Source organism: Agrobacterium sp. SORGH_AS 787 (assembly GCF_030819035.1).
Taxonomy (GTDB): domain Bacteria; phylum Pseudomonadota; class Alphaproteobacteria; order Rhizobiales; family Rhizobiaceae; genus Agrobacterium; species Agrobacterium larrymoorei_B.
Genome location: NZ_JAUTBG010000002.1, coordinates 1,629,552 through 1,650,077, shown reverse-complemented (window position 1 = coordinate 1,650,077; position 20,526 = coordinate 1,629,552). Strand labels below are relative to the sequence as shown.

At 58.3% G+C, this 20,526-nt stretch carries 17 protein-coding genes; 8 read left to right on the top strand and 9 right to left on the bottom strand.

Features of this window, described 5'->3' with window-relative positions; all coding sequences use genetic code 11:
- Positions 1 to 70 precede the first annotated feature (70 nt).
- The 3 genes from ubiA to QE435_RS17130 all read right to left on the bottom strand — a co-directional run bounded on the left by ubiA (position 71) and on the right by QE435_RS17130 (position 4,844).
- Positions 71 to 1,024 carry a 4-hydroxybenzoate octaprenyltransferase gene (gene ubiA, locus QE435_RS17140; RefSeq protein WP_349042104.1) on the bottom strand — a complete coding sequence of 318 codons (954 nt, stop codon included), beginning with the start codon at positions 1,022 to 1,024 and terminating at the stop codon, positions 71 to 73.
- 94 nt (positions 1,025 to 1,118) lie between these two features.
- Entirely contained in the window at positions 1,119 to 2,375 is a 1,257-nt protein-coding gene (locus QE435_RS17135) for a cyclopropane-fatty-acyl-phospholipid synthase family protein (RefSeq protein WP_349042103.1), read from the bottom strand.
- Positions 2,376 to 2,531: 156 nt separating this feature from the next.
- Complete coding sequence (locus tag QE435_RS17130; RefSeq protein WP_349042892.1) at positions 2,532 to 4,844, bottom strand: Tex family protein; 2,313 nt, start codon at positions 4,842 to 4,844, stop codon at positions 2,532 to 2,534.
- A gap of 173 nt (positions 4,845 to 5,017) precedes the next feature.
- On the opposite strand from QE435_RS17130, the gene purD reads away from it, so the two are divergent.
- Both purD and QE435_RS17120 read left to right on the top strand, forming a co-directional pair.
- Positions 5,018 to 6,289 carry a phosphoribosylamine--glycine ligase gene (gene purD / locus QE435_RS17125; RefSeq protein ID WP_349042102.1) on the top strand — a complete coding sequence of 424 codons (1,272 nt, stop codon included), beginning with the start codon at positions 5,018 to 5,020 and terminating at the stop codon, positions 6,287 to 6,289.
- A gap of 111 nt (positions 6,290 to 6,400) precedes the next feature.
- Entirely contained in the window at positions 6,401 to 6,862 is a 462-nt protein-coding gene (locus tag QE435_RS17120) for a plant virulence effector HPE1-like domain-containing protein (RefSeq protein ID WP_349042101.1), read from the top strand.
- Between the two features lie 292 nt (positions 6,863 to 7,154).
- On the opposite strand, the gene QE435_RS17115 is transcribed toward QE435_RS17120, so the two are convergent.
- Together QE435_RS17115 and glyS are read right to left on the bottom strand one after the other, a co-directional pair.
- The gene (locus QE435_RS17115) at positions 7,155 to 7,640 is read right to left on the bottom strand and encodes a DUF523 domain-containing protein (protein WP_349042100.1); all 486 of its coding nucleotides are present in this window, start codon (positions 7,638 to 7,640) and stop codon (positions 7,155 to 7,157) included.
- A gap of 15 nt (positions 7,641 to 7,655) precedes the next feature.
- On the bottom strand, positions 7,656 to 9,809 hold the full coding sequence (gene glyS / locus QE435_RS17110; RefSeq protein ID WP_349042099.1) for a glycine--tRNA ligase subunit beta: 2,154 nt from the start codon (positions 9,807 to 9,809) through the stop codon (positions 7,656 to 7,658).
- A gap of 230 nt (positions 9,810 to 10,039) precedes the next feature.
- Between glyS and QE435_RS17105 the strand changes: the two genes are divergently transcribed.
- From QE435_RS17105 to QE435_RS17080, 6 genes are all read left to right on the top strand, one after another.
- Complete coding sequence (locus QE435_RS17105; protein WP_349042098.1) at positions 10,040 to 11,002, top strand: glycine--tRNA ligase subunit alpha; 963 nt, start codon at positions 10,040 to 10,042, stop codon at positions 11,000 to 11,002.
- A 48-nt stretch (positions 11,003 to 11,050) separates the two neighbouring features.
- Positions 11,051 to 12,202 (top strand): CocE/NonD family hydrolase, encoded by a 1,152-nt coding sequence (locus tag QE435_RS17100; RefSeq protein WP_349042097.1) that lies wholly within the window; start codon positions 11,051 to 11,053, stop codon positions 12,200 to 12,202.
- Between the two features lie 47 nt (positions 12,203 to 12,249).
- Complete coding sequence (locus QE435_RS17095) at positions 12,250 to 12,801, top strand: LemA family protein (protein ID WP_349042096.1); 552 nt, start codon at positions 12,250 to 12,252, stop codon at positions 12,799 to 12,801.
- 39 nt (positions 12,802 to 12,840) lie between these two features.
- Positions 12,841 to 14,106: a 3-phosphoshikimate 1-carboxyvinyltransferase gene (locus tag QE435_RS17090; RefSeq protein WP_349042095.1), complete on the top strand. Its 1,266-nt coding sequence runs from the start codon at positions 12,841 to 12,843 to the stop codon at positions 14,104 to 14,106.
- Between the two features lie 58 nt (positions 14,107 to 14,164).
- Positions 14,165 to 16,087 carry a DUF2207 domain-containing protein gene (locus QE435_RS17085; protein ID WP_349042094.1) on the top strand — a complete coding sequence of 641 codons (1,923 nt, stop codon included), beginning with the start codon at positions 14,165 to 14,167 and terminating at the stop codon, positions 16,085 to 16,087.
- 156 nt (positions 16,088 to 16,243) lie between these two features.
- The gene (locus QE435_RS17080; protein ID WP_349042093.1) at positions 16,244 to 18,151 is read left to right on the top strand and encodes a DUF2207 domain-containing protein; all 1,908 of its coding nucleotides are present in this window, start codon (positions 16,244 to 16,246) and stop codon (positions 18,149 to 18,151) included.
- Between the two features lie 95 nt (positions 18,152 to 18,246).
- Here the strand turns inward: QE435_RS17080 and QE435_RS17075 are convergent, their stop codons facing one another.
- The 4 genes from QE435_RS17075 to QE435_RS17060 form a co-directional block, all read right to left on the bottom strand.
- On the bottom strand, positions 18,247 to 18,441 hold the full coding sequence (locus QE435_RS17075; RefSeq protein WP_062425942.1) for a hypothetical protein: 195 nt from the start codon (positions 18,439 to 18,441) through the stop codon (positions 18,247 to 18,249).
- Between the two features lie 14 nt (positions 18,442 to 18,455).
- Positions 18,456 to 19,313 (bottom strand): S49 family peptidase, encoded by an 858-nt coding sequence (locus QE435_RS17070; protein WP_349042092.1) that lies wholly within the window; start codon positions 19,311 to 19,313, stop codon positions 18,456 to 18,458.
- A gap of 109 nt (positions 19,314 to 19,422) precedes the next feature.
- A complete protein-coding gene (locus tag QE435_RS17065; protein WP_309772533.1) occupies positions 19,423 to 20,214 on the bottom strand; it encodes a tRNA1(Val) (adenine(37)-N6)-methyltransferase in 792 nt (263 codons plus the stop codon).
- Positions 20,215 to 20,220: 6 nt separating this feature from the next.
- Complete coding sequence (locus QE435_RS17060) at positions 20,221 to 20,448, bottom strand: DUF2007 domain-containing protein (RefSeq protein ID WP_112358867.1); 228 nt, start codon at positions 20,446 to 20,448, stop codon at positions 20,221 to 20,223.
- Positions 20,449 to 20,526: the final 78 nt, after the last annotated feature.

The following is a 20,526-nucleotide window of genomic DNA, read 5'->3' as shown; positions in this document are numbered from 1 at the left end:
CGTCGTTCAGCCGGCGTTTCGACTGCGGACGAAAGTGAGCCCGGCACGCGCCTCGCGTCCGGGCTTTTCGCTATGAGAAGATCAATGGCAACATCAAGCCTGCGAAAATCAACAGGCCGACGCGGTTGTTGGATTTGAAGAGCGCCAGGCACTTTTCTACATTGCCGATGTCCAGCGACTTCACCTGATAGAAGAGCATCGCGGTGGCGACGATGAGGCCTGCATATCCGACCGGGTTAATATTCGCGATTGCGAATGCAAGGAAGAGAAACACCGCGGCTGTGCCATAAAGGGCCACCAGCCAGCCATGTGTCCTATCTCCGAACAGAAGGGCGGTGGATCCGATGCCGACGGCTATGTCGTCATCCTTGTCCATATGCGCGTAGATTGTGTCATATCCGATCGTCCAGGCGATCGATGCGGCGTATATCAGTACAGGCGCTACGCCTAGCGACCCGAACTGAGCGGCCCAACCCATTAGCGCGCCCCAGGAAAAGGCGAGGCCTAAGAAAAACTGCGGCCAGTTGGTAAAGCGCTTGGCAAAGGGATAGATCGCTACGAAAATCAGCGATGACAGGCCGAGCAGGATTGCAAAGCTGTTGAAGCACAGCAGCACCACCAAGCCCGCGAGCGCCTGTATCACGATGAATATTTTTGCCTGCAACCGGGTTACCCGGCCGGACGGCAGCGGTCTTGAGCGAGTGCGCGCCACTGCCATATCGATTTTGTGGTCGATCAGATCATTATAGGTGCAGCCAGCCCCGCGCATCGCGACCGACCCTGCAAAAAACAGGAAGAGGTGGAACAGCAACGTGGACCAGGAGAATGTGCCGATCTGTTGTGCGGCATTGGCGGCGACCGCCGCCGACCAGAAGCAGGGCCACATCAGAAGCTGCCAGCCGATGGGCCGATCCCACCGGGCAAGCTGCGCATAGGGCCAAAGGCCTCTCGGCAAGATCCGATAGACCCAATTGTTGGATGGCGCGTCCGAAACGCGGCCGGAAAGATCGCTGTTGTGAACCATGGGGACTTCTACCGCATCGACAAAGAACACGGTAGCTCGGATTCAGCTTTTGTTATGGTCTGTCCTCAGTTCGGTTGAGGCAGGACCGCGCCGCTTAAAAAGCCACCTTCTCCAACGGCGCGCGCGTCTTCTCGAACTCCATCAACCTTGCCTCGTTGCGGGCGATATAGTCGCGATTATCGGGCACCACCCCACCGCGCTTGGTAAGCTGGATCTGAAAGATGTGGAAGTTCTCGTGGGTGAAGGCCATTTCGGAGCCGGCCAGATAGAATTCCCACATGCGGAAAAAGCGCTCATCATAAAGCGCAACCGCCTCTGTTTTCCGCGCGACGAAGCGCTCGCGCCAGTGGCGCAGCGTATGCGCGTAATGCATCGGAAGGATTTCGATGTCCTTGACAAGAAGCCCGGTCTTTTCGATCGCCGGCAAAACCTCAGCCAGGGACGGGATATAGCCGCCGGGGAAAATATATTTTTCGATAAACGGATTGGTGGCAAGAGCGGGATAAGGCTGGCCGATAGAATGCAGAAGCATGACGCCGTCATCCTCCAACACCTCCGCTGCCTTGTGAAAATACTCCCTGTAATGCGTCGGGCCGACATGTTCGAACATGCCAACCGAAACGATACGATCATATTTCCTGTCAGGCGGAAGATAGCGGTAGTCCTGAAGTTCGAAGCGAACGATATCCGTCAGCCCTCGCTTCTCCGCCCGGTCCCGCGACACGCGCAGTTGCTCTTCGCTGAGCGTGATGCCGGTGACGTCGACGCCGGAACTCTCGGCCAGATACATGGCCATGCCGCCCCAGCCGGAACCGATTTCAAGGACGCGCTGTCCTGGCTCCGGCATGAGTTTGGCAACGATATGGCGCTTCTTGGCCACCTGCGCCTCATCCAGCGTGATACCGGGAGGATTGAAATAGGCGCAGGAATATTGCCAGTCCTGATCGAGAAAGAGATCGAAGAGCTTGGCGCTCAGATCGTAATGATGCGCGACATTCTGCTTGTTGTGATTAACGGGCAGGTGCATCTTGATGCGTGAAGCGATGATCCGCGCCATTCCGCGCCAGACCATGCCGAACGTCAAAGCTTCGCTGAGCGTATTGCTTTTAACGAGTGCGAGGAAGTCGTAAATGTCGCCTTCGACGACCGTCATCCGCCCTTCCATGTAGATTTCGGCCAGCTTTAGCGCTGGATCGGCGGCGATTTCTTCCATCGCCTGTTCATCGGTGAAGTTGAGCGCAACGCGCTTGCCGCTCCCGTCTCCGAAGGAATGAAGTCCGCCCGGCCCTGTCACGATCAGGTTTCCGGTTTTGACGATTTTCTGAAGCAGCGTATGCAGAGACGAGGCCATAGCACCCCCAATAAGCTAAGTCTCACTTATCAAGTCGATGTTACCGTATTCCTTTCCGGCAAAGTTTCAAGCCGAGATGGTTTCAAAAATACTGAACGATTTCATGGAGCAAAGGCGCCTAGCCCGGCTTAGGAAAGGCGCCGCTTCAACCATGTATCAGCGCCGCTTCATCGCCTCGGCGAGAGCCGCCGCCAGCGCACCTCCGGATTGCGCAGGCTCCGCACGGTCCTTCGGCTTTGCGCTGGCGTGGCGCATAGCATTGGCATTGCCCTTTTCACGCATCGGCTGAGGTGCCGCTTCACCGCCATCCTTGCGCATTGTCAGTCCGATCCGCTTGCGCTTCACATCCACCTCGACCACGCGGACCTTCACAACATCGCCAGCCTTCACCACCTCATGTGGATCCTTGATGAAACGATCCGCCAATTGGCTGACATGCACCAACCCGTCCTGATGAACGCCGATATCGACGAAGGCGCCGAAGGCGGCGACGTTGGTCACCGTGCCTTCCAGCAGCATGCCGGGTTTCAAGTCAGTGATCTCGTCTACGCCATCTGCAAAGGTCGCGGTCTTGAAGCTTGGACGCGGGTCGCGGCCGGGTTTTTCCAACTCCGCGATGATATCCTTGACGGTCGGAAGGCCGAAGCGATCGTCGATGAAACGCTTGGGGTCCAGCGCCTTCAAGGTGGCGCTGTCGCCCATCAGGGTCCTCAGGTCGCGCCCACAGGCGGCAACGATCTTCTTTGCCACATCATAGGCCTCCGGGTGGACGGAGGAGGAATCGAGTGGCTCCTTGCCGTTCGGAATGCGCAGGAAGCCCGCGCATTGCTCGAAAGTGCGCTGGCCGAGGCGCGGCACTTTCAGCAGCTCCTTGCGACTGGCGAACGGCCCGACCTGATCGCGATGGAGCACAATCGCATCGGCAATCGAGCTTCCAAGACCAGAGACCCGTGCCAGAAGCGGTGCGGACGCCGTGTTGAGATCGACACCGACGGCGTTCACCGCATCTTCTACCACCGCATCGAGAGAGCGGGACAATTTGCCCTGATCGACATCGTGCTGATACTGCCCGACGCCGATGGACTTTGGCTCGATCTTGACGAGTTCGGCGAGCGGATCCTGTAAGCGGCGGGCAATAGAAACGGCACCGCGCAGAGACACATCGAGATTGGGAAACTCCGCAGCAGCACGCTCGGACGCAGAGTAGACGGAAGCCCCGGCCTCGGAGACGATAACCTTCGTGGGCTTAGGTCCGGTGATCTGAGTCAGCATGTCCGCCACCAGTTTTTCCGTTTCACGGCTGCCGGTGCCGTTGCCAATGGCGATCAGTTCAACGCCGTGCTTGCGGATCAGCGAGGCCAGCTCGGCCTGCGTGCCGCGAATGTCGTTCTTCGGCGGGAAGGGATAGACCGTGGTCGTTTCCAGCAGCTTGCCAGTGCCGTCCACGATGGCAACCTTGACGCCTGTGCGAATGCCGGGATCGAGACCCATTGTCGGACGCGAGCCAGCGGGTGCTGCCAGCAGCAAGTCTTTCAGATTGCGGGTAAAGACATGGATCGCCTCCTCTTCCGCCCGCTCGCGCAACTCGCGCATCAAATCAAGCGACAGCGACATGGAGAGCTTGACGCGCCAAGTCCAGCCCGCCACTTCCATCAGCCACTGATCGGCGGGACCGGCATTGCGGATATCGAAAGCCGCAGCGATCGTGCGCTGCGCAGGCTTGACCGGAGACGGATCGTCGGCATCCACATCGATGGTCAAGGTCAGAACTTCCTCGTTCCACCCGCGCAACATGGCGAGCGCCCGGTGGCCGGGCACTGTCGCCCATTTTTCCGTGTGGTCGAAATAGTCGGAAAACTTTTCGCCCGCCGCCTGCTTGCCATCTACCACCTTGGCGCGGAGCGTGGCGTTCTGGCGCATATAGTCGCGCAGCCGCTTCAAGAGATCGGCATTTTCCGTCATAGTTTCGGCGACGATATCGCGCGCTCCCTCAAGTGCCGCCTTCACATCGGCGACCTCCCCTTGGACATAGGCTTCCGCGAGCTTTGCCGGATCTACGGCACGGTTGTCCCATATTGCTTCCGCCAGAGGACCGAGGCCACGCTCCCGTGCTATTTCCGCTCTCGTGCGGCGCTTCGGCTTGTAGGGAAGATACAGATCCTCCAGTTCCGCCTTCGTCGCGGCCTGCATGATCTTCAGCATCAACTCGTCGGTCATTTTTCCCTGACCATTGATGGAGTCAACGATCGATGCGCGGCGCGCGTTCAGTTCCCGCAAATAGGAAAGGCGCTCAGCGAGAATACGAAGCTGGGTATCGTCCAGACCGCCGGTCACTTCCTTACGATAGCGCGCGATGAAGGGAACGGTCGCCCCCTCATCGAGAAGCTGGATCGCCGCCTTCACCTGCTCAGCGCGGGCGTTGATTTCGGAAGCGATAAGGGATGAGAGGCGGGCATTATCTGCGGACATAAGGGTCTCTGACATGTTCTGTAATTCTTGCCGAACATAGAGGCTGATTGTGGCATGACAACACCGAGACCAAGCGATTCCACAGAAAAGCGGCAGGCGCAGGCTGCCTTTTGTCTTGACCTTTGTTCACCCTGCCCTTAACGCCGCAGGACATTGAAACAGGGGTGTCGAGCATGAAAGTTCTGTTGATCGGTTCCGGCGGACGCGAGCATGCTCTGGCCTGGAAAATCGCCCAGTCCCCAAAGCTGACCAAACTCTATGCCGCACCCGGTAATCCAGGCATTTCCGAACATGCGGAACTGGTATCGCTGAACGTTGAAGACCACGCTGCCGTCGTCGACTTCTGCCGCGACCATTCGATCGACTTCGTCGTGGTCGGCCCGGAAGCTCCGCTGGTTGCAGGTCTGGCAGACGATCTTCGCGCTGCTGGCTTTGCCACCTTCGGCCCCTCCAAGAGCGCCGCCCAGTTGGAAGGCTCCAAGGGCTTCACCAAGGATCTCTGCGCGCGCTACGACATCCCGACCGGCGCCTATCAGCGCTTCAAATCCGCCGAGCCGGCAAAGGCCTATATCCGTGAGCAGGGCGCGCCGATCGTCATCAAGGCCGATGGCTTGGCAGCGGGCAAGGGCGTGACCGTTGCCATGACGGAAGCGGAAGCGCTTGCCGCAGTGGACGATTGCTTCGACGGCGCCTTTGGTGCGGCCGGCGCAGAAGTCGTGGTCGAAGCCTATCTCGACGGTGAGGAAGCAAGTTTCTTCTGCCTCTCGGATGGCAGGACGGCACTTGCACTTGCAACCGCCCAGGACCACAAGCGCGTCGGGGACGGCGATACCGGACCCAACACGGGTGGAATGGGCGCTTACTCCCCTGCCCCGGTCATGACGGACGAGATGGTTCAGCGTACAATGCGCGAGATCATCGAACCGACGATCAAGGGCATGGCGAAGGATGGCAATCCCTTCTCCGGCGTTTTCTTTGCAGGTCTGATGATCACGAAAAAAGGCCCGGAACTCATCGAATATAATGTTCGCTTCGGCGATCCGGAATGCCAGGTGCTGATGATGCGTCTGAAGAGCGATCTGCTGCCAATTCTCTACGCTACCGCCACAGGCACGCTGGATCAGGTCACCATTGAATGGCGCGACGACCCGGCACTGACAGTGGTTCTCGCCTCCAAAGGCTATCCCGGCTCCTATGACAAAAACACACCCATCGCCTTTATTCCGCAGGAGAGCAAAGAGGCCAAGGTGTTCCATGCCGGCACTGCCATGAAGGATGGACAACTCGTCGCAACCGGCGGGCGCGTGCTTAATGTCACGGCCTGCGGCAGCACGGTCAGAGAAGCGCAGGCGCGTGCTTATGACCTGGTCGGTCAGGTTAAGTGGGAAAACGGCTTCTGCCGCCGTGATATCGGCTGGCAGGCTGTGGCGCGTGAGGCGACGTAGAATCTGCTTTCGTTCAATTTTTACCAAATATCCTGACCGTGTGGAAAGGAAGACCTTGTAGGATTGCTACTGTGTAAAGCGGCGATCAGACCGTGGGCTACGGGGTTGAGTATGTTTAAATTTGTTTTGACGGCAGGCATGATGTTCATCAGCGGCACGGCGTTGGCATCCTCAATTGAGGTTGTGCATGGCACCAAGACATCCAATGGTAGCGTGCTGATCGTCACCTGCAACACATGTTCTTCCGCTCCATTTTCCGGCAAGGCAAGCGCAAAGCCTGTTTTGAAGCGCGGCATGCAGAGCATATCGACGCGGGAGGTTGGTGGCCGCAAGGAGACGGTTCGAACAGAAGCTTGGCTCGGCGGTTCGCCCGTGACCTTCGTTAGCAGCAATCCTCTGTGGCTTCCTCAAGACCATCCCGTACCTGTGGTTGCCGAGCACACACCTCAAGCGGTGGAAAACCAGATCGCGCTTGAGGGCAATCCCTTGCCAACCCAGACCACCCGACCTGTCTTGGCGGAGGCCGATGGACTGGGCAACATCACTTTGATGTCGATACGGCCATCGCATTGATCAGGCAAGGTTCATCCTTGCTGCCGAACAAGATACGACAATGCGCTCCATCTCCTCGTCGCTCAACCAGTTGGATGCCCAAGCATAACGCTGCCATGGCAGAAGAGACGACGGCGTCTGCCGATGCATTGACGTAGGATACCGAAGAGCTGCTGACGCTGATCCGCACATTCCGCGTATCCCAGCATTAATCGGACTCGTTGCATGGCGTAGCGCGCCAGATGCGTATGGCAAGCGGAACGTCACAAACACGGTCGATTTGAAGGACACTGGAGAGACTTCTCCGGCGTTTTCATTTCGTGATGGTGTCCAGACGGTCGATATCTGTATGCGAGAAAACCTTGATTCCTGCCTTTGACAGCAGTGCCGCCGTCACGCCATGTCCCGCATGTTTGATGCCTGAAAACGTCCCATCATAGATGGCGGTCGAGCCGCAGGACGGGCTTCCATCGATCAGCAGCGCGTAGGCGCAGCCGTGTTGTTTGGCAAAGGTGAGAGCCTTGTATGCTCCGGCGATAAAGGCCTCCGTGACATCGGCTCCGGTGACCTCCACAACACGCGCCCTACCCTCCAGCACATCAATGCCGGAAGCTCCGTTTTCGATTTCCGCAGGCGGACGCGGAACGGGCATGCCACCTGCCATCTCCGGACAGATCGTTACCAGTCGTCCCTCCTCCTGCCATCGTTGGATGGCCGGGTGGTGGAGCGGCTTTCCCTTGCCGTCGTAGCGCACGGCGTGACCGAGAAGACAGGCGCTGATGAGGATCTTGGACGTCATCAGCGCTGAACCTTGTTATCCCGTGATCTTGGAGAAATCCGCGACAGTACCCGTGGCTTCGCGGATAGCTTTCAGCAACGCTAGGCGGTTGGCCCGGATCGCGGCATCTTCGTCATTGACGAGAACATCGTTGAAGAAGGTATCGACCGGCGCGCGCAGGGTGGAAAGCGCCTGCATGGCTGAGCGGAAGTCCTCCGCCGCAACAGCCTTGGCCGCGTCTGCGGAGGCGGTCTTGATCGCCGCATAAAGCGCCTTCTCGGCATCGAGCTTGAGGAGTTCGTCCGCTACGCCATCGGCAACGACGGTGCCCTTCTTCTCTTCGGCAGCAAGCAGCTGCGTGGCGCGCTTGGTACCGGCCAGCAGGTTCTTGCCATCCTCACCGGTGATAAAGGCCGTGAGAGCCTCGACGCGGCGTGCTACCATCAACAGGTCGTCGGATTCCGGTGCCAGCACCGCTTCGATCAGATCGTAGCGGGCGCCGAGGTCACGCAGATAGACCTTTAGACGATCATGGAAGAATGACAGCAGATCGGCATCCTTGACGACGGTCAGCAGCGGCAGGCGAACGTTGCGCTCAAGTATAATACGAACGACACCGAGCGCAGCGCGGCGCAGCGCAAACGGGTCCTTGGAGCCGGTCGGCTTTTCGTCTATCGCCCAGAAGCCGGTGAGCGTATCCAGCTTGTCAGCCAACGCCACGGTAATGGCCACCTTGTCCGACGGCACGCGGTCTGACGGGCCTTGCGGTTTGTAATGATCCTCGATCGCTGCAGCGACACTTTCGTTCTCGCCCTGTAGGAGCGCATATTTGCGTCCCATCAAACCCTGCAGTTCCGGGAATTCGCCAACGGCTTCGGTGCGCAGATCGGCCTTCGCCAGAACCACGGCGCGGTCAACGAGGGCGGAATCGGCACCGATGACAGGCGCCAGTTGCTTTGCCAGTTCGCGGATACGGGCCACACGCTCGCCCTGTGTGCCAATCTTGGCGTGGAAGGTAACGTTCAGCGCGTCGAGCTTTGCCATGCGCTGGTCGAGCGGCTTGTTGAGATCGAGGTCGAATTTCCTCGCGGAGTCCGTCAAGGTCTCGAGGTCCGGCAGATCGCCCTGATCGCGCGTCCAGAAATGCTTGGCATCTGACAGGCGCGCACGCACCACCTTGCCGTTGCCGTGAACGATCTCCTTGCCGCCATCGCTGGCCTGGATATTGGACACCAGAATGAAACGGTTCGACAGACCTTCTTCTGCGCCTTGCGGGCGGGTGACGAAGCATTTCTGATTGGTCTTGATCGTCAGGCGGATGATCTCAGCAGGGATCTGCAAGTAGTCTTCTTCGAAGGTGCCGATGAGAACCTGGGGCCATTCGACCAGACCGGACACCTCTTCCAGCAGGCCTTCATCTTCCACGAGGTCGAGACCATTGGCAAAAGCGAGGTCCTTGGCATCATGCAGGATGATGTCCTTGCGGCGCTCGGCATCGAGAATGACCTTCGCCTTCTCAAGGCTTGCGACGTAGTCATCGAAGCGGCGCACGGTGATGGCGTCCGGCGCGTGGAAGCGGTGGCCATAGGTGACGTTGCCGGCGACGATACCGTCGATCTCAAAGGGAATGACCTGCGTTTCGTCGTGTTCGGGTCCGAACAGGCAGACGATGGACTGCAGCGGGCGCACCCAGCGCAGGCTTTCCGAGCCCTTGCCTTCGATGCCGCCATAGCGCGAACCCTTGGGCATGGACGCAGCACCGGAGCGCATCGATTTCGGCCAGGGGAACGTGCGGATAATACCCGGCATTACATCTGCGATGATCTCTTCGGCGGCGCGACCCGGCTTGTTGATGATCGCGACATAGAAATCACCCTTCTTCGGATCGGAAACAACCTGCGCCTCAGAAATATCGCTCAGGCCCGCGCCGCGCAGAAAGCCTTCGATGGCCTTTTCATTGGCATCGGTGCGTGGTCCCCTCTTCTCCTCGCGAACATCGGCAGAGCGCGCGATCAGACCACGAATGTCCAGTGTCAGGCGGCGGGGCGTCCAGTATTCGCGTGCACCCTCATAGGTGAGGCCCGCTTCCACCAACGCATCGGTGACGAGTTTCTTCAGATCGCCAGCCGCTTTCCGCTGCATACGGGCAGGGATTTCCTCGGAGCGGAGTTCAAGCAGAAGATCGGGCATTTTGGTTTTCCGGTGTCAGAGATATTCGGGTTCGGATTTTCGGTTGGCCTCTGCTAGCAAAATTTGCGACAGATGCACAATGTAAATATCGGCAGACGCCTCGGGTCTTCTCTTGCGAAGCAGCGCTCGTCTCGCTTGAGCGGGCATGACGGAAGTTCTTGACCCGCAACCCCTGCCATGGCACCTGTCCGCAATCGAAGTAAGTCCTTACTTATCCTCTGTTGACCAAGATGACCGCAATGACCGACGTTCCAGACCATATGAACCCGAAGCGTTCCTTTCAGGCGCTGATCCTGACGCTGCATAATTACTGGGCGGACAAGGGCTGCGCTGTCTTGCAGCCTTACGATATGGAAGTCGGCGCGGGAACGTTTCATCCGGCGACGACACTGCGAGCGCTTGGTCCGAAGCCCTGGAAAGCGGCCTATGTCCAGCCATCCCGTCGCCCGTCCGATGGACGTTATGGCGAGAACCCGAACCGTTTGCAGCACTACTATCAGTATCAGGTCATTCTGAAGCCGAACCCGTCCAACCTTCAGGAGCTTTATCTCGGCTCACTGAAAGCGATCGGTCTCGATCCGCTGCTGCATGACGTGCGTTTCGTCGAAGACGACTGGGAAAGCCCGACGCTGGGCGCCTGGGGTCTCGGCTGGGAATGCTGGTGCGACGGCATGGAAGTGTCGCAGTTTACCTATTTCCAGCAGGTCTGCGGCATCGAATGCTCGCCGGTTGCCGGCGAGTTGACCTACGGTCTCGAGCGCCTTGCCATGTACGTCCAGGGCGTGGACAATGTCTACGATCTGAACTTCAATGGTCGCCAAGGCGAAGAGAAGATTTCCTATGGCGACGTCTTCCTGCAGGCCGAGCAGGAATATTCACGCCATAATTTCGAATATGCCGACACCGCCATGCTGCATCGCCACTTCATCGACGCCGAGAAGGAGTGCCAGGCGCTTCTGGCTGCCGGTGCGCCCGGCGACAATGCCAACCAGATGCTGCATAAATGCGTGTTTCCCGCTTATGATCAGTGCATCAAGGCCTCACACGTCTTCAACCTTCTGGATGCGCGCGGCGTAATCTCGGTGACCGAGCGTCAGAGCTACATTCTGAGGGTACGCACGTTGGCAAAGGCCTGTGGCGAAGCGTTTTTGATGACGGATGCTGGTGGCTTGAACTGGAATAAAGCGGCCTGACGGGATAAAGTATGAAGCGTTTGGATCCGTTTCGGGCAGCGCTTTACGATGTTCCCTAAGTTGTTACTTTACGTCTTTTTCCTGCTTCTTTTCCTCAATACCGAGACACAGGCGGCACCGCTAACATTTGAGTCGACGCGTCTCTCGACACACATCGAAGGCGCGGCGGTTGGGCTCGAAGCATTTATCGCCAAACCTGCGCTTGAGGGTCGTTTTCCCGTTGCGCTCATCACCCATGGATCGAGCGATACCCCCGAAAAACTAAGCGCTCAGGAAGAGCTTGGAAATTGGGCGCTGGACTTTGCCGCGCGCGGTTATCTGGCTGTCGCGGTTTTGCGGCGCGGCTATGGAAATTCCGATGGTGTGGTGAACCAGATGGGCGGGAGCTGCGAAAGCCCGACGCCGGATGTGTTGTTGCAGCACGATGCCGACGATCTTGAAGCAGCGTTGAAAGCCATCGCCAGCCGGCCGGATGCGGATATGTCGAAAGTGATCGCCATCGGGCAATCGCGTGGGGGAGCAGACGTGCTGGCGCTGTCCGCTAGACCGCAGGCGCATCTTACCGCAGTGATTTCCGTCTCCGGCGGTGTTTATCATCTCGATAAGGGATCGGAACGATTACCATTCCACGTCTATGACCATTGCACATCCTACCGCGACAAGCTTATTGCCGCCCTCGGTGACTATGCATCAAAGGCGCCTATGCCGCAGCTATGGGTGTACGAAGAAAATGATCCGTGGTTCCAGCCGGATATCGTTCACAGCTTCCAGGAGGCATGGACGGACCACGGCGGCAATGCGCAGGTCGATCTCGTGTCCCCTCGCGATATCAATGGCCACCAACTGTTTTTCTCTCCGCAGGGTCGCGCCGTACTCCATCCTCTGATCGACGCTTTTTTGCGCGATCACGACCTGCCATCGTGGGACATGGCTGCAACGGACGCACTGCGCAAACAGCTGACGCGACAACAGCAGGCGGAGCTGGACACCTATCTGGTACAGGGGACGGCTGAGCGCGCGCTGGCCATGGCGAAAGACGGAACTGGGCATCTGCATTACAACGAAGGGCGCGGTATCAGCGATCGCGCCCGCGGGCAGGCCTTGAAAATCTGCGAAGACACGGAGCATAAGCCATGCAGACTGCTGATGGCAAACTTTGACGTTCTACCGCAGACTGTTTCAGATGACAAAAACGAGTGAGACGAATAATGTCCGACTGCCTACGCGCCATTGGAGGATATCGCTGAATGTATCTGGCTCTCGCTGCCATCGTCTTGATCGGCCTTTACGCCGTCTTCACCTACAACAGCCTCGTCAAAGCACGGCAGATGAAGGAAGAGGCGTGGTCCGGCATCGACGTGCAGTTGAAGCGCCGCGCTGATCTGATCCCCAACCTCATCGAAACGGTGAAGGGCTATGCGGCCCATGAGAAGAGCACCTTTGAAGAGGTGGTGTCTCTCCGCAATCAGGCGCAAGCTGTACCTGCGGGAGATGTCGAAGGGCGTGCCAAAGCCGAAGGCCTGCTCGGGCAGGCTGTCGGCAAGCTGTTTGCACTGGCGGAGGCCTATCCGGACCTTAAGGCCAATCAGAATTTCGTCGAATTGCAGCGCTCGCTCGAAACGCTTGAAAGCGAAATCCAGATGTCGCGCCGTTATTACAATGGTGCTGCGCGCGAGTTGAATGTGAAGGTGGAGAGCTTCCCCTCCAACCTCATCGCCGGGCAGTTTGGGTTCTCGAAAGCGCCTTACTTCGAAATCACCAATGAGGCGGATCGCGCCGTTCCCACCGTGAAATTCTGACAATGATCGCCAGTCCGCTGGCAAGAAGACGATAAAGACATGATCGAACTGACCATCACCCCGCCCGGTAAACCGCTTTCCGGCAAGGTGGAGCCACCCGGCTCCAAATCCATCACCAACCGCGTGCTGCTTCTAGCAGGTCTTGCCAAAGGCAGAAGCCGACTGACGGGCGCCCTGAAAAGCGACGACACGCTCTATATGGCGGAAGCCTTGCGGGCGATGGGCGTGACCGTCACGGAGCCAGACGCGACGAGCTTTGTCGTAGAAAGCTCGGGCATTCTCACCGCGCCAGAAAAACCTCTCTTCCTCGGCAATGCCGGGACGGCAACGCGCTTTTTGACGGCTGCGGTCGCATCCGTGAATGGCACGGTGGTCGTCGATGGCGATGAGCATATGCGCAAGCGTCCGATCAAGCCGCTGGTGGAAGCACTGACAGCATTGGGGATCGAGGCCGAAGCAGAAACCGGATGCCCGCCGGTTACGGTCAAGGGAAACGGCAAGGGCTTCACCAAGGACAGTGTCACGATCGACGGCAATCTTTCCAGCCAGTATGTCTCGGCACTTTTGATGGCCGCCCCTTGCGGCGCGCAGCCGCTCGACATCATTCTCGCCGGAGAAGATATTGGCGCGAAAGGCTATATCGATCTGACGGTTGCAGCCATGGAAGCTTTCGGCGCCAAGGTCGAGCGCGTCAGCAATGCCATATGGCGGGTGCATCCGACTGGCTACAAGGCGACGGATTTCCACATCGAGCCAGACGCGTCTGCCGCCACCTACCTCTGGGGCGCAGAACTTTTGACCGGCGGCAAGATCGATATCGGAACGCCAGCCGAAGCGTTCACCCAGCCCGATGCCAAGGCGCATGCGGTGATGGCGCAGTTCCCGAACCTTCCCGCCGAAATCGACGGCAGCCAGATGCAGGATGCCATTCCCACCATTGCTGTCTTGGCTGCCTATAACAACACGCCAGTGCGCTTCGTCGGCATTGCCAATCTGCGCGTCAAGGAGTGTGACCGTATTCGCGCGCTGTCGCTCGGTCTCAACCAGATCAGGGACGGTCTTGCGCATGAAGAGGGCGACGACCTGATCGTTCATGCCGATCCGGCGCTCGCAGGACAGACGGTTGACGCCTCCATCGACACGTTCCACGACCACCGCATTGCGATGAGCTTTGCACTTGCGGGCTTGAAGACGGATGGAATTGCCATCCAGAACCCGGCCTGCGTGGGAAAGACCTATCCAGGATACTGGAAGGCGCTCGCGTCCCTCGGCGTCACCTATCAGGAAGTGGAAAAGCCGGTTTAAAACGCACCTTTCGCAACTGACCGGCTCGGGAAGCAAACACCATCTGGAGAGATCGCACGTGAAGACCTTGTTCGCCAGACTTCTCGGGCTGTTTCTCCTTCTCGCAGCAGTGCTGCCAGCCTCCGCCGAAGAGTTCATCAGTTCCTATCATTCCATCGTTGAGGTCGCCAAAGACGGTACGCTGACGGTGACGGAGGCGATTACGGCGCGGGCGGAAGGCGACCGCATCAAGCGAGGGATTTTTCGCGACTTCCCGCTCTATGCGGTCGACAAGGACGGCAAGTGGACGAAAGTCGGCTTCAAGGTTCTCTCCGTGGAGCGCGACGGCGCCCCCGAAGACTGGCATACGGAAAACATAGACGGTGGCATTCGCATCTACACCGGCAATGCCGACCGCCTGCTCCCCACGGGCGAGCACATCTTCCAGATCACCTACAACACCGATCGGCAAATCCGCTATTTCGACAGCTACGACGAATTGACCTGGAACGTCACCGGCAATGGCTGGCAGTTTCCGATGCGCGAAATCTCTGCCACAATCTCCTTGCCACAGGGTGCGAGACCAACCGATACGGCCGTCTTCACCGGCAAGTTGGGTGCAACTGGCAAGGACGCGCGTATCCTGACCGAAGGCAACGATGTCTTCTTTGCCTCTACCCGCCCCTTCTATCCAGGCGAAGGCATGACGGTGGCCGTGAAGCTGCCAAAGGGCGTGCTGGATCCACCCTCCACCTCGCAGCAGCGGGAATGGTGGCTGCGCGATCGCCTCGCCCTCATCATCGCCGGTCTCGGCCTGCTGATCGTTCTTGCTTATTACTACAGAGCATGGGCAGCCGTTGGTCGCGACCCGGCAGCGGGCGTGATCGTGCCGCGCTGGCATCCGCCAGAGGGTCTGTCGCCTGCGCTTGTCAATTACGTCGACGGCCGCGGCTTTGCCGATGGCGGCTGGACGGCGCTCTCTGCCACGGCACTCGATCTTGCGGTCAAAGGCTTCGTCACAATTGAAGATCTGAAGAACGGCCTGATCATTCGCCGCACGGAGAAGAAGATCGAGGACAGTTTGCCGGTCGGTCAACGCACACTGCTGTCCTCCATCGGTGCTCCCGGCAATAGCCTGACGATCGACAAGGCGAATGGCGAGACGGTGCAGAAAGTCGGGTCGGATTTCCGCTCGTCCATCGAGAAAGAGCATCGCGGGAAATATTATAGGAGCAATAGCGGCTATATCGTCGGCGGACTTGTGCTCAGCTTCGGGGTCATCGTTGCAACCTTGATCTTCGGCAGTTTCGATGAAGGCGATATCGGTACCATCATTTCGCTGTCCATGGCTGCGGTGTTCTTTGCCGTCAGCGCCACGATCTACGGCAAACAACGCCGTCGCGGACGCGGCGTCCTCTCGCGCCTGGGTGGAATCGTGTTCATGGCCATTTCCGGCTTTCTGACCTTTTCGCTGATTGCGGCAGTCGTTGGCCGCATCTTTTTCGATCACGTCCATGATGCCAACACGTTGGCGGTCGTTGCGCTGGCGCTCATCGTGCTTGTGAATGTGCTCTTCGTGCTGGTCATGGGCGCGCCGACTCCGCTTGGCCGGCAGTTGATGGATGCAATCGAGGGCTTACGGCTTTACCTCACGGTGGCAGAGAAAGACCGCATGAACATGCAGGGCGCGCCGCAGATGTCGCCGCAGCATTTCGAGACTTTGCTGCCCTATGCAGTGGCGCTTGGTGTGGAGAAGCCCTGGAGCAAAGCGTTCGAGACCTGGCTTGCCGCGGCATCCGCCGGGGCTGCGGCTTATGCGCCGACTTGGTATAACGGCAACTACAACAGCTTCGGGGACCGGATCGGCGGGTTCTCATCCTCCATGGCCTCTACGATTGCCTCCACTATTCCTGCACCACCCAGTTCCTCGTCATCCAGCTTTTCAGGTGGCGGCGGGTCTTCCGGCTCTGGCGGTGGCGGCGGGGGTGGGGGCGGCTGGTAAGACGCCAAGGCCTCTAAACTCGTGCTTTGCCGCGTAGGTCGGACGTCTGTCAGTAGTATTCCGGGGCATCAACCGCTCCCGCAGCTGAGAAAGCCTGGCGCCATCCACCTTTTCTATACGACTTGACGACAGCCGGACATCTGGAGACGACTTTCCGTGACGACCACTTTTGCCAGATTTCTTGCGCTCTTTTTCTTCTTGGCCACGATGCTGCCGGCCTCTGCCGAAGAATTCATCCTCTCCTATGATTCCACGATCTCCATCGCCAAAAATGGCGAACTGACCGTGACCGAAACCATCAAGGCCCGGGCGGAAGGGGATCGGATCAAGCACGGCATCTATCGGGATTTCCCGCTCTACACTTTGGATGGTGACGGTAAGCTCACCAAGGTGGGGTTCAACATCGTTTCGGTGAAGCGTGACGGTGCTGTGGAATATTGGGATACGAAATGGATCGATGGCGGTACTCGCATCTATGTCGGCGACGCCGATCGCCTGCTGACGAAGGGCGATCATGTCTTTCAAATCACCTACGCGACGGACAGACAAATCCGCCACTTCGATACCTATGACGAATTGACCTGGAACGTGACAGGCACTGGCTGGGACTTTCCGATGCGGGATGTTTCTGCCACCATCCTGTTGCCGGAAGGCACAAGTCCGAGCGAGACCGCATTTTTCACCGGCCCGCCTGGCGCAGTGGGCAAGGACGCAAACGTCCGCGTAGAGGGCAATAAAACGATCCTCACTTCAACCCGCCCCTTCAGCAAGGGCGAAGGGATGACGGTGGCGGTGAAGCTACCAAAGGGTGTGCTTGTTACGCCCTCGACTGCTCTACAAAGTGAATGGTGGATACGCGATCATAACACGATGATCATAGGGTGCGTCGGTCTGCTGGTCGTGCTTGTCTATTACTTCCAGGCGTGGCGTGCGGTTGGCCGTGATCCTGCTGCGGGCATCGTAGTGCCGCGATGGCACCCGCCTGAGGGTGTCTCACCCGGGCTGATGAACTATATCGACCATCAGGGTTTCGAAGAAGATGGCTGGACGGCCGTTTCCGCCAGCGCGCTCGATCTTGCCGTCAAAGGCTATCTTGAGATCGAGAATCTGGACGAAGCCGTGATGTTGCATCGCACGCATAGACAAATCGAGGACCGTCTGCCAGTCGGCCAGAAAACACTGCTCACGACCATCGGGCCACCCGGACATGGCTTCACCATTAACGAGGACAATGGCGAGGCGGTTGAGAAAATGGGAGAGCGGTTTTTCACTGCTGTTGAAAAGGAACACCGCGACAGGTATTTCAGAAGCAACGACGTCTATGTCCTAGTTGGGTTTCTTCTCAGCGCCGTCTTCGTGATTGGAACGATCTATTTTTCCAAACATCCAGACGATATAGGGGCGTTCCTAATCGTCGCATACGGATGTGTGAAGATCACATCATTGGTGATTTGGGTCCGGAAGCTCCTGCATCCGAGAGCATCGCTTAAAAACAAGCTTGGCGGGATCGTGTTGTTATCTCTGCTCGCATACGGAATTATCGCATACGGCGCATACATCGTCGGCACCGTCTGGTTCGAGATCACTCGTGAGCCGAACTTGATTGGCCTTGGAGCGGCCGGCCTTATTGTCCTCATCAACATGCTTTTTTTCTCCTTGATGGAGGCACCGACGCCGCTCGGTCGCAAAGTCATGGATGAGATCGAAGGTCTGCGTCTCTATCTGCGTGTCGCGGAGAAAGACCGGATGAACATGCAAGGGGCGCCGACAATGTCGCCGCAGCATTTTGAAACGCTGCTGCCCTATGCAGTGGCGCTCAATGTCGAGGAACCTTGGACCGAGGCATTCGAGAGGTGGTTTTCAAAAGCGACAGAGGATTCCGAAAACTATGTGCCGGGCTGGTACTACGGTCTCGTGAAAGGCCCCAGCGACTGGATCGGCGCGTTCTCATCCTCCGTGGCGTCAACTATTTCGGCGACGATTCCACAGTCTTCATCATCGAGTTTCTCAGGAGGCGGCTTTTCCGGCTCTGGTGGTGGCGGCGGTGGTGGTGGCGGCTGGTAGCCGCCGTTGCGCCCTCACGCTTGTCGGTTCTTCGTGGAGTACTTCTGACGATGAGCAAGTATATCAATCATCGCGGCCAGCGAACCGCGCCACGCTTAAACCTCGTCTTCTCTCTTGACACGGTATTCGCCTGTCGTCGGGTCCTTGACCAAGGTGCCGGTTGCGCCCGTTTGGCGCTCCTTTTCCTGCCGCTTCGACTTGGCAGACAGCTTCTCAGCGTCCGTGACAAAGCGGCGATAGAGGATGATCGCCCCGATCACGAGCAGGGCGAGCGTTATCAATTGGGCCATTTAAATCGCGTCCATCACAATCCGTATCGCGCCCACAATGCCTTTTCTTCGGCGACCTCTGCAAGTCCCGACGCGGCGGAAGCGGCGATTGCCTGTGCGCAAAGATCGACGCCCGGCACCTTCTTGCCGAACAGGTTTCTTGCACCGCTGATCAGTTGCATCTTCACCTTCTCGCCATAGCGCCTGCGCAGCACGTCCTTCATGTCACCCAGCCCATCGACGAGGCCGAGATCGACGCCACGCATGCCTGTCCAGAAGAGGCCGGAGAACAGAGCCGGATCGTCTTTTAGCTTCGCGCCACGGCGAAGCTTGACCATGTCGATGAAGACGTTGTGGATTTCAGACTGGAGTGACTTCAGATACTCGATATCGCCTTCCTTTTCCGGCTGGAAGGGATCGAGGATCGCCTTGTTCTCGCCTGACGTATAGACGCGACGTTCGACGCCGATTTTGCGCAGCATTTCGGGAAAGCCGAAGCCGCTGGAGACGACACCGATGGAGCCGACGATGGAGGTTGGATCAGCAATGATCTCGTCGCCTGCGAGCGCAATCATGTAGCCGCCGGAAGCTGCGACATCCTCGACGAAGATCAAGACCTTCTTGTCCTTCTCTTCCGCCAGCTGACGGATGCGGTTGTAGATCATCCGCGACTGAACCGGCGAGCCGCCAGGAGAATTCAGCGAGATGGCGACGACCGGCGCATCCTTCATGCCGAAAGCCTTGTCGAGCAACGGCGCATAGCCTGCAAGGTTGAGAGCGGGGCGAAGCTGGCTGCCGCCTGCCATGATCGCGCCGTGCATGCGCACGACCGGGACCACCAATTCCTGCTTGCGAAATCGCTTCGGCACAATGCGCTTCAAAAACCCGGCCATCTTATCCTCTCGGTCGTTCATCTTGAAGAGGGATGTATGTATCGCGCTCACAAACGCAATGGCGGCCTTGGAAATTCGTTTTGCCGGATAGCGTTTCCAGTGGTCGACTTCAGCCGAGGATACGCATGCGTTTATCGTTGCGTCGATAAGCGGCTCGTCCGTTGTTCAGATCATCGACAAACGCGGAAAAGGCGTGACTGCCCTCTTCATGCATAATCAACGGCGCGCGAAAGGTGAGACGCGCGCGTGAACCCTTGATCGCCGTCACGAGCATTCGGACGGCGTCTTCTCCTCGTCTGGGATGGATAAGGGTAATCTCCATCCCGCCAAAACGGCGGCCACATGCCGAGATGATGTCGGCCACCGATTGGGGCCGGGCGATCAGGGAGAGCTGCCCGCCTGGCACCATGATCGCGCCTGCCGTTCTGATCCAATGCTCGAAAAGATCGTCCGTCATGGCATGGGCCTGCGCCTTCAAGGCATCGGGTGTCTTGCGATCGCCGGCATCATTGTAAGGCGGGTTCATGATGACGTGATCGAAATGGTCATCGATGAGACCGGCTTCGGCGCGGGCATTGGCCCGCAACGTCACATCCGCCTGACGGACTGTAAGGCGATCCGCAAGGTGTGCGTTTTCCGGGAGCGCAATGCTGCGTGTGGCGAAATCGACCATCTCGGACGCAAATTCGAAAAGCGTGACTTCGGCCTTTTCCAAGCGAGCAGCAACGGCAAATCCGGCTGCACCTGCGCCAGCGCCAAGATCGGCCACGCGGCAGGGTCTGTCATCGGCCACGAGGGAGGCGAGCAACATGGCATCCATGCCTGCCCTGTGTCCCCTGCCCTTCGGCTGGACGAGATGAAACCGACCCCGGTGGAATGCGTCGATGGTCTCCGACGTCATCGTCGATCAGGCCTCGTCTCGCAACTCGTCGGCAAGACCCGCATCGATCAGGATGCGACGCGCCTGCTCGGACCTGTCATCCTCCACGAGAAAACGGCGCGGCAGAAGCCCAAGCGAACCCTCCAGAATGCTCATGCCCTGATCGGCAATGAGGCAATGAATGCCGGCATCTTTCATCAGGCTCTCTGCAAAAGAAAGCAGGACAGCGTCGTTTGTTCGGATCAATTCACGCATCAATGAGTTTCCACATTCCCATATTTTTGAAGGTCATGAGGCGATTCCACACTTGCCGCCACCATCGTCGCTTTCTAT

Bases quoted from the DNA above. Each gene is read 5' to 3' on its own strand.
- ubiA (WP_349042104.1), bottom strand. From the start codon at position 1,024: ATGGTTCACAACAGCGATCTTTCCGGCCGCGTTTCGGACGCGCCATCC.
- QE435_RS17135 (WP_349042103.1), bottom strand. From the start codon at position 2,375: ATGGCCTCGTCTCTGCATACGCTGCTTCAGAAAATCGTCAAAACCGGA.
- QE435_RS17130 (WP_349042892.1), bottom strand. From the start codon at position 4,844: ATGTCCGCAGATAATGCCCGCCTCTCATCCCTTATCGCTTCCGAAATC.
- purD (WP_349042102.1), top strand. From the start codon at position 5,018: ATGAAAGTTCTGTTGATCGGTTCCGGCGGACGCGAGCATGCTCTGGCC.
- QE435_RS17120 (WP_349042101.1), top strand. From the start codon at position 6,401: ATGTTTAAATTTGTTTTGACGGCAGGCATGATGTTCATCAGCGGCACG.
- QE435_RS17115 (WP_349042100.1), bottom strand. From the start codon at position 7,640: ATGACGTCCAAGATCCTCATCAGCGCCTGTCTTCTCGGTCACGCCGTG.
- glyS (WP_349042099.1), bottom strand. From the start codon at position 9,809: ATGCCCGATCTTCTGCTTGAACTCCGCTCCGAGGAAATCCCTGCCCGT.
- QE435_RS17105 (WP_349042098.1), top strand. From the start codon at position 10,040: ATGACCGCAATGACCGACGTTCCAGACCATATGAACCCGAAGCGTTCC.
- QE435_RS17100 (WP_349042097.1), top strand. From the start codon at position 11,051: ATGTTCCCTAAGTTGTTACTTTACGTCTTTTTCCTGCTTCTTTTCCTC.
- QE435_RS17095 (WP_349042096.1), top strand. From the start codon at position 12,250: ATGTATCTGGCTCTCGCTGCCATCGTCTTGATCGGCCTTTACGCCGTC.
- QE435_RS17090 (WP_349042095.1), top strand. From the start codon at position 12,841: ATGATCGAACTGACCATCACCCCGCCCGGTAAACCGCTTTCCGGCAAG.
- QE435_RS17075 (WP_062425942.1), bottom strand. From the start codon at position 18,441: ATGGCCCAATTGATAACGCTCGCCCTGCTCGTGATCGGGGCGATCATC.
- QE435_RS17070 (WP_349042092.1), bottom strand. From the start codon at position 19,313: ATGGCCGGGTTTTTGAAGCGCATTGTGCCGAAGCGATTTCGCAAGCAG.
- QE435_RS17065 (WP_309772533.1), bottom strand. From the start codon at position 20,214: ATGACGTCGGAGACCATCGACGCATTCCACCGGGGTCGGTTTCATCTC.
- QE435_RS17060 (WP_112358867.1), bottom strand. From the start codon at position 20,448: ATGCGTGAATTGATCCGAACAAACGACGCTGTCCTGCTTTCTTTTGCA.